Annotated in this window: 5 protein-coding genes; 4 read left to right on the top strand and 1 reads right to left on the bottom strand. The window is 41.1% G+C overall.

The features are described 5' to 3' along the window. Positions 1-154 precede the first annotated feature (154 nt). Positions 155-4,372: a DEAD/DEAH box helicase gene (locus HWQ43_RS00075; protein ID WP_292728579.1), complete on the bottom strand. Its 4,218-nt coding sequence runs from the start codon at positions 4,370-4,372 to the stop codon at positions 155-157. A gap of 398 nt (positions 4,373-4,770) precedes the next feature. Here HWQ43_RS00075 and HWQ43_RS00080 point away from each other — a divergent pair, with 398 nt between their 5' ends. From HWQ43_RS00080 to HWQ43_RS00095, 4 genes are all read left to right on the top strand, one after another. Further along, entirely contained in the window at positions 4,771-4,935 is a 165-nt protein-coding gene (locus HWQ43_RS00080) for a hypothetical protein (RefSeq protein WP_292728581.1), read from the top strand. Between the two features lie 128 nt (positions 4,936-5,063). Continuing rightward, positions 5,064-5,294, top strand: coding sequence for an antitoxin TumA (gene tumA, locus HWQ43_RS00085; protein ID WP_190938626.1), 231 nt, complete (start codon positions 5,064-5,066; stop codon positions 5,292-5,294). Then, positions 5,284-5,667, top strand: a complete 384-nt coding sequence (gene tumE / locus HWQ43_RS00090; RefSeq protein ID WP_292728585.1) for a toxin TumE — start codon at positions 5,284-5,286, stop codon at positions 5,665-5,667. The genes tumA and tumE overlap by 11 nt, the downstream gene beginning before the upstream one ends. 220 nt (positions 5,668-5,887) lie before the next feature. Then, the gene (locus HWQ43_RS00095; protein ID WP_292728587.1) at positions 5,888-7,144 is read left to right on the top strand and encodes an AIPR family protein; all 1,257 of its coding nucleotides are present in this window, start codon (positions 5,888-5,890) and stop codon (positions 7,142-7,144) included. Positions 7,145-7,650 lie beyond the last annotated feature (506 nt).

Here is a 7,650-nt window from a genome sequence, read left to right on the forward strand (position 1 = left end):
GTACTACTATGTCAGTTTTTTGTTGATGTGTGACAGTTAGGGTGCGGAAGATAGGTTACAATTCCTTTCCAGCATCAATCATGAAGGCTTTGGACTCGACGTTGAATAAGAGTGAGCGATTCTGCTAACTGCTGAAAATATCGGTATTGCTCGCTTATCCTTCACTAATCAACTGTAACAAGGCTTCCGTCGAAATCTTGCCACTGATATCAGCACCTTCCAAGAGGCTGTCTGCCAAATCTCGCTTGTGTTGATGCAATTGCACAATCTTTTCTTCAATAGTATCCTTTGCTACTAGACGATAAATAGTAACAGGGCGTTGTTGCCCAATGCGATGGGCGCGGTCTGAGGCTTGGTCTTCCACAGCGGGATTCCACCAAGGGTCTGTATGAATCACATAATCAGCCGCAGTCAGATTAAGTCCTGTCCCCCCTGCTTTGAGACTAATCAGAAAGACATCCCCTGAACCAGCTTGGAATGCATCGACCCGTTTTTTGCGCTCTGCCACTGAAGTACTGCCATCTAAATATTGATAATTAATACCTTGCTGTTCGAGGTAATCGCGTATGATGTGCAAATGGTCAACAAACTGACTAAACACTAACGCTTTATGACGATTTTCCAGCAGTTCACTCAATACTTCACCAAAAAGTTGCAACTTGGAACTGGATAATTCCGTATCAGGCATAACCAAACTAGGATTACAGCAAGCACGACGCAGTTTCATAATCTCAGCCAAAACCTGCAAATGTTTCTTTCCTGCTTCTGCATCACTTTCGGTAAGTTTAGATATGGCCTGACGGCGCAACGCTTCATAGAATGCCTTTTCCTCTCGACTTAATTCCACATGAAGGAGAATTTCGGTACGAGATGGCAACTCTTCTAGTACTTGATTTTTTGTGCGCCGCAACAGAAATGGTTGAATAAGTTTTTTGAGTTTATTACGTGCAAGTTTATCCTGATACTTTTCAATGGGGGTAGCAAAGCGTTGATTGAAGCTTTCAAATGAACCCAATAACCCAGGATTAATAAAACGGAACAAATTCCACAACTCACCCAGGTGATTCTCAATCGGAGTCCCAGTAGTCAGCAACTTAAAATTAGATTTTAGGTTCATGGCTGCCTGAGAACGTTTAGTAGTCATATTTTTAATCGCCTGGGCTTCATCCAGAACAATGGTTTGCCACTGTACACCAGAAAGCATTTGCGCTACTTCTTCCTGCTGTAATAAACCATAGCTGCATACCAACATATCCAACGGTTGTAAACCAGAGAGTAATTTTTGGCGGTTAGCACCAGAAAATTGAATAATATTCAGAGTTGGGGCAAACTTTTGCGCTTCACTCACCCAATTCATGCACACAGAAGTTGGGGCAATAATTAGGGTTGGCCCTTCATAGGCATTTCTGAGAATGACCGCCAATGCCTGCAAGGTCTTACCGAGTCCCATTTGGTCTGCCAAACAAGCTCCTACACCCCAATGTGCCAGACGCGCCAGCCAACAAAAACCCTCCATCTGGTAGTCACGTAGTTCTGCTTGAAGCGTAGATGGCAGTTCTGGCTGGAGGTTCTGCACTTCCTTGAGACGCTCTCTATGTGCCTTCCAGTGTTTATCTGCTTTTACCTTACCTACCTCATCGACAAAATCCTCTAACCCTAATGTTGCTAAGGGGTGAAAACGAATACCTTTATTATGCTTTTCCGAAAACATCCGCAATTCGTCAAGGCGTTTCCGAAAAGCTTGAGTTAAAGCCAAAAATTGACCATCACCAAGGGGGATAAAACGGCTGGGGGTTTTCTCCAGTAGTTCTAGTAGTTGCTGCATATCCAGCACTAGGTCATTATTCAATTTCAACTCCCCTGTGGCTGCAAACCAGTCTTGCTGACGTTGAATTGATAAATTAAAGTCTTTCAAGTCAGCATTATGGCTAACACGCAGCTTTTCTCCTTCTGGCCATGCCATGACTACTTTATTTCCCAGCGCTTGCAGTTCTAGCAGTAGTTCTAAACATTCCTCTGGGTCAACTATTACCCATTCACCATCTTGTTCTTCACTTTGAGCCAAGGTAGGACAGGCGGCTACAGCGTAGGCGGCAAGTTGCTTCTCTTGGGATAGATTTCGTCTGGTTTGGAGACGTTTACCCTCAATCTCGGCAATGACAGTTTCACCACCTGTACCAGGACGGAAGTAGGGGCCACCTTGGGCAAAAGGGCGCGACAAAAGGGTGATTTTCAAACCGGTATTGGCAGGTAAAAGGTGAATATGGGGCAGAGTCTGGGCGGGTACTTCTTCTGCTCCTTCTGAACCGCCACCAATGTCAGAATGCACAGTGACGATGCCAGAGACGGCATTAATAGCTGCCAAAACTTGCTTTTCGGCGAAGGCAGGTACATTTAATTTATTATCTTTACCTATAATCTCCGCAATGCGTCTGTGTTCGGCAGTAATTTCAATAACTTTGATCCGGGTTGGGGTTTCTTTGATATGCAGAATATTTTGTGATTCTAGTAATTTGGGAGAAAATTCCAAGGTGAGGCGACCAAGTTTCTCTTTTTTAACTAGTAATTCCGGTTCTCCCTTGACGATTTCTACACGAATATTAGGTGTATCTTCCCAAAAAACCAATGGGTGTCCAATTAAGGCAGAGATGGCTTTTTCACCGAAGGTATAATCAACTTTGCCATAATAGCCCTCACTATATACTTCAATACAACTACATACCCGCATATCTTGGGGCGTGATGTAATCAAACTCAGATAATCCACTACTCAGGCGCTTGAGGGCTATAGGGCGACCTTTACTCCACTCGCCTTTAGCATTAACTTTCTGTTCCTTTGGTTGCAATACACATCTGCTGGGATAGAAGGTTATGAACCATGCTAAACGCAGTTCGGATTCTGGTTTTAGGGATGTTTGTGGTTGTTTTTGGAGATTTGCCAAAGCATTGAGGCACATTTCCCAAGCCTCTTGGGGTCGAATTAGGTCTACGATGGAATGAATACCGCTATCTTCTCGCAGTGCTTCTGCTTCTTTTTGATACTTACTACTAGGTTTAATCCGGGATAGGAGTTCTGCGGTTTCCATTGCCAACCAGTGATAACCAGAGGCGAGCGATCGCCGATATAATGGCTCTAATAAATTAGGTAAGCGTTTTTTCGCACCCTCAGCATCCATCCAGTAAAGACATAGGGAACAAAACAATGTTTGTAAGCTATTTTCTTCTTCCACTGAAGAGATATGGGCGCTAAGTACAAATTGTTTTTGAGTAATATCACCCTGGTGTACTTGCAGCACCATTTTAAGTCTGCCATAAATAAACCTAAGCCAATGATCTGATTGACGAGACATCAAACTGGTGTACTCTTCTGCTTCTTTGAGGCGTTGCACTGAACCGTCTTTTAACAGTGCGAGGATAAAAAATAAGCCCCCCATTGTATCGAAATATATTTGGCGTTTGCCTGTCGCTTTTTTCAGCTTTTTCAGGGCATTTGTATAATAAGTAATTGCTTGCTCATTCTCCCCCCGTAGAAAACTTAACCAACCCCAAAAGACGGCGGCGTTATCTTGATATTCATGCGATATCCGCTCCAGACTTTCTTGTGCTTCTTCGGTACAACCTCGAAGCAACATTTGTTCTGTCAAAATCAGGTGCAGATAATCTGAGCAATGTTTTCCAGTTGAAGAACATTCTTCTTCTAAGAGTGTAAAGGCATCTTCAGACGCAGACAATTTTAATGCTGAATTTAGGAGAATGCTAGATATGCTACTTTCATATAATTCTTGTGGTAAGGTACTCAACCAATCTGCATCAAATGGGTTATTGCATATCTGCTCAAAGATATTTTGTATTACTATTTTTTCTTCGCTATCACCATACTTCTCGTAATCTTCAATTTGCTTATTAATAAAATTAGGATCTTGGCGATAAAAACCTATACGAATTTCTCTGATACACTGGCGTAAACTATGGAATATCCGACGAGAATCATGGTTCCAATGAGTACGTATAGGTAGCTTTTCCTCAACTGCTATGACTTGGATTTCAAACTGTTCAGTTTTTATAGCATGACGAGTAGCAATTTCTGTAAGTAACGGGTGACATTCAGCACCTTGTCTGCTTTCTTGCACTAACAAGCCTGCTTTTAACAATTTATCAATTTGGGGACTGAGGGTTTTAGTACTCCAAGGTTTATTATTTTCATCTAAAGCGCCCGTTTTACTAAGACAACTTATGAATGAATTTTTGTCTATCGGTGCATAAATTACTGAAAATAACTGGATAATCTTTTGTAATGAAGGGTGTAGCTCGAAGTATTTCTTCTCAAGGAGTTTTGTTTGCAGTTTTGTGGTGTCAGTTGTCAAATTAATCATATTATTTATTTAGTTGTTTAAATAATTCCATTAATTTACGTTTCCGTCCATGAGCGGCTTCTAATTGTGAACGATAAGCAGACCATTCAGCTTTTTGTCCGAGTTAAAGATAAGCTCTTTGTACTTACGAATTACGAATTACGTTAGCGAGTATTCGTTCGCTTTTAGCGTCTCGTAGAGAGCGTCATTACGAATTACGAATTATTTTAATCCTTCATGCATGGAGAAAAATATCTACTTTGAACGTTTTCCTTTCCCAATCTGCTTGGTCTAGCAGTGTTTGCAGTAAATCTTGTTTGATTATCAACCAAGTTTATCCTGCATAGTCTCGAATTTTACCATAGTCTCGAAACCGCGGTTACGGCATCGCACGAAAGTGAATGAAGCAGTAGTTATGTGTGAGGTTACGGCAGTTGCATCAAGTGGGCATCTGTGATGAGGCTGTGGATTCGCTGTTGCAAGGCTTGGGGATTTTGCTCCCACCTTGTTTGTCATCCTTGCACGCTTTGCTGCTGGTGGCTGTTGAGAGAGAGTACAACCTTGTATGGAAGCAGCAGAAGTGACGATACAGCAACGCCACAATAGCTACCATTTGATGAGAATTTGCCTAATTTTCATAGCGCTCAATGAGGAAATTATGGAGTGGCGCTCACTTATAATCAAAATATGATGATTTTGAAGTAGAGATAAAATGCGTAAACAGACCATTCAATATACATCATCCTTAGATGCTTTGGTTGCCGTTGCCAAGCGACTCAGTGTGTATGAAAACCAGCAAAAAATGGACTCTGAAGATTTTTTTTATCAGTATAATCAGGGAACATTAGCAGATGATGTTCTATTTATAGAATGGGCAAACGATTACCGCCATTATCTGGTTTTGCGTCAAGAAATAGAGCAAAGATTGAACTATGCTGCCTAACATTCTATCTGATTATTTAAATCAAGTAGAACAAGCAATTGTTCAATGTCCAAATATTTATGTGGAACGTTATGAAGAAGAAATTTTAACATCCATTCGGGCTAATTTAAGAATTAGATTGCGTTTAGCTCAAACACATTTATTAGAAATTAACGAAGCTATAGTAATCACAGACAATCAGTTGGAATTTCTTGATTATCGCTACCATTTTAAGGATGAACGAAATTGCCTGGTTTTTCGTTATGATAGTACGCCGCATTTTCCTGATATCTCTACCTTTCCGCATCACAAGCATTTACCAAATGATGTGATTAGTTCTCAGAAACCGGAAATTACTCAAGTATTAAAAGAAGCAAACGAATTATTGAAATAGGTGGATAAGTTCCTGTACTAAGAGCTAAAGAAGGTATATTATCTCTAAAATAAGCAAAATTAGAGAAAATTTTCACGCTAGTAAATAACAGGTTTAATACAGCGAGATTGGGGATGTTTATCATTTGGCTAGTTTGGTAGCTTATTCTAAGTGAAGAAAGAGAATAATTAAGGTTATAGCAGCGCTAACATAGAAATTTCACCTACCTTGTAAACAAAGTATGCCCAAGACTTGGAATCTAAAAATAGATAACTATTTTCAAGCCAACCCCAATTGCATTATCGCCACAGCCCATGTAGATAGCTTCCCTATAGACCTGCCGCTAGAACCGAACATCCGGGAACCCAACCGTAAAAGCGCGACCTACAGACAAGTCTTCGACTCACTGACCACCGAACCTGCAAAATTCTTCTCTCGTCACAGTGGAATCGTTCTGTCAGCTAATATTGCTAAACCTGTCAAGAACAAAACTGAACTGGAGCTAGAAGTCTTAGAAGCTAACGAGGGAGGTAGTGATGGCATTATCAACGGAGGGCATACAGTTTTAGCTTTTGAGCAAGCGAAAAATTACAACTACAATTTAACCGAAGCCAGGGTAAAAGTTACGATCCACATCGGGCTGACTGAAGAATCAGCCAAAGACATAGCCCTAGCTTCAAATACTACAACGCCAGTAGATTCTCGCTCCAAAGTCAACGCCAGGGGTGATTACAAATTCATCAAGCAGTACTTAGCTCAGTTAGAACAGAAAGAAGATAGAAAATTCCGCATCGCTTATTACCAAAACCAAAGCGGCGCTCCAAGAAATGCCCAGTGTAATGTCACCCATTTGCTGAAGTTGCTTTACTGCCTCGACAGAAATAAATACAACCCCGACGGCAATAAACGAACCAAACACCCAGCAGGGATGAGTCTTCCAAGTAACATCACAGATGCAGAAAGAGAAAGATTAACCGCTTTACTCCCTCTGCTAACTCATGCTCTGTGGATAGAGCAAAGACTGTACGAAATAATCCAAGACTATATCAGCAACCCTAGAAGAAAGGGTGCTAACGATTTAGCATCAATAGATATACGTAAAACTACGTTATTGCCTGACAGCAAGTATTCATTCGGGTTTGGTGCGCCAACTGACTTGGCACTACCGATAATTGCGTCCTATCGGGTATTTCTAGACAAGGACTATAAATGGATTCTGCCGTTTAACGAATTCGCCGAAGATTTCCTCCAACACCTGTGGAATAACTATTTCCGTAAATACTTGGTGTCAGAGAAAACAGCCGGAAATACAGTAGGTACAAAAATTAGTCGTAATCAAGAGATTTGGGAAAGCTTGTATATCTCAGCGCAGAGTTATCTAAATCAGCACTTGATGCAAATGGTTAACTCCAGTAAGTCAGAAGAACCGAAGGTGACACAAAGTAGTAGCAAGAGGGGAAAAGGGAGAAATGATGGCGCAACTACTGTTCTCAAATAGCTTTTTATCGAATAGGGCATGAGGTATAGAGGAATGGCACGAAGAAAAGCGTAAATCCCTGGTATTCCTGGATGAAAGGGTGTGGAGTTGCTAAGTTCGGGTGTGGGGAATTAAGAAGATGTTGAACTCCTTGACGCACTCGCATTTAATTGTCTAGAACACACGAAGCTGCAACCCTGTTAGCAAAGAGGTTTCACATAAATCTTCGTGCCATTCGGTATAGGGGAAAGACTCTTAGCCCCCCATGCCCTACCTGACTTTTCCAGTTATCCAGTTAAGTCAGGAACTCTCATTTAGAGCTTGGGTAATACCAGCTAATTAATTCTCAACAAGTTAAGTTTAATGACAAAACTTACCAGAGGTAGAACTTTGGAATGGAGGTATAGTAAGCGCTCACTGGATACCGTTATAAATGATTGCGTTATAAATTGAATTCAACTATTGCAATCTCAGGTTAATATTTTTAGCTGTTAAATCAGGAAAATTAATTCAGCGATTTGATTTAT

It is taken from the genome of Nostoc sp. JL31 (genome assembly GCF_017114965.1).
Classification (GTDB): domain Bacteria; phylum Cyanobacteriota; class Cyanobacteriia; order Cyanobacteriales; family Nostocaceae; genus Nostoc; species Nostoc punctiforme_A.

Coding starts and splice junctions, on each gene's coding strand:
- HWQ43_RS00075 (WP_292728579.1), bottom strand. CDS start 4,372: ATGATTAATTTGACAACTGACACCACAAAACTGCAAACAAAACTCCTT.
- tumA (WP_190938626.1), top strand. CDS start 5,064: ATGCGTAAACAGACCATTCAATATACATCATCCTTAGATGCTTTGGTT.
- tumE (WP_292728585.1), top strand. CDS start 5,284: ATGCTGCCTAACATTCTATCTGATTATTTAAATCAAGTAGAACAAGCA.
- HWQ43_RS00095 (WP_292728587.1), top strand. CDS start 5,888: ATGCCCAAGACTTGGAATCTAAAAATAGATAACTATTTTCAAGCCAAC.